The organism is Phaeodactylibacter luteus, from assembly GCF_007993045.1.
Lineage (GTDB): Bacteria > Bacteroidota > Bacteroidia > Chitinophagales > Saprospiraceae > Phaeodactylibacter > Phaeodactylibacter luteus.
The window spans coordinates 1-1,029 of record NZ_VOOR01000152.1 but is presented as its reverse complement, the minus strand read 5'-3'; the positions used below and the strand labels follow the sequence as shown (position 1 = coordinate 1,029).

The window sequence follows — 1,029 nt, the reverse complement described above, 5'->3', positions numbered from 1 at the left end:
GATTGAGCGCATCCCCACAGACAATACCCTGCGCAATATACTGGACCAGGCATCGCCGGCCAAGCTCCGGGAAGGCTTCCACCTGCTGTTCAAGCGGGTGTCGGACATGGGGCTCTTGGATGCTTACCGCTACTGGGGCAAGCATTTGGTGGTAAGCGTCGACGGGGTAGAGCATTTCTGTAGCAAGACAGTGCACTGCAAGCATTGCCTGGAGCGCAGCCACCGCGACGGCAGTACTTCCTATTACCATGCGATGCTCAGTGCGGCGATTGTCCACCCAGACAAAAAAGAAGTGCTGGTGCTGGACAACGAGCCGATCGTACAGCAGGACGGTGCAGTGAAGAACGACTGCGAGCGCAACGCCGCCCAGCGGCTGTTCAGCCACCTCAAAGGGCTGTATGCCGAAGAGCATATGGTATTTGTGTGCGACGCGCTGTACAGCTGTGCGCCAGTAGTGAAGGCATTGTGCAGTGTGCCCAGCTGGGCGTTCATCATTGGCGTGAAACCCGACAGCCACAAACACCTGTACCGGCAGTTTGACGAGGCTGACGATCAAGGGCAGGTCAAATGGCACGCTATAGAGGAAGAGGGGGGCACACACTGCTTTGGCTGCGCCAATGGGCTGGAGCTCAACAGCAGCTCAGGGCTGAAGGTGAACCTGATGTATTACGAGTGGACTGCGCCCAATGGTGCTACGCAGGTATTCACATGGGCAACGAGCATCAAACTGACGAAAGCTACAGCGTACAAGGTCATGCGCATGGGCCGCAGCCGCTGGAAAATAGAGAATGAAACGTTCAACACGCTCAAGAACCAGTCGTACCATTTTGAGCACAACTATGGCCATGGGCAGGAGAACTTGTGCACCATCTTCGCCTACCTGATGATGCTGGCGTTCTATGTGGACCAGATACAACAGGCCTCCTGCCAGCTTTTCCAGGCCGTGCTGCGCGGGCTCAAGACCAGGATAAAGCTCTGGGAGAGCATCAGGGCGGTGTTCACAATTCTGCCGTGCAAAAACATGGAGCA

The 1,029-nt window shown here is 56.2% G+C and carries 1 protein-coding gene; it reads left to right on the top strand.

All coding sequences use genetic code 11. The annotated features are described in order from the left end of the window. The coding region (locus tag FRY97_RS22555; protein ID WP_170254844.1) for a transposase at positions 1-1,029 on the top strand (1,029 nt) is incomplete at both ends.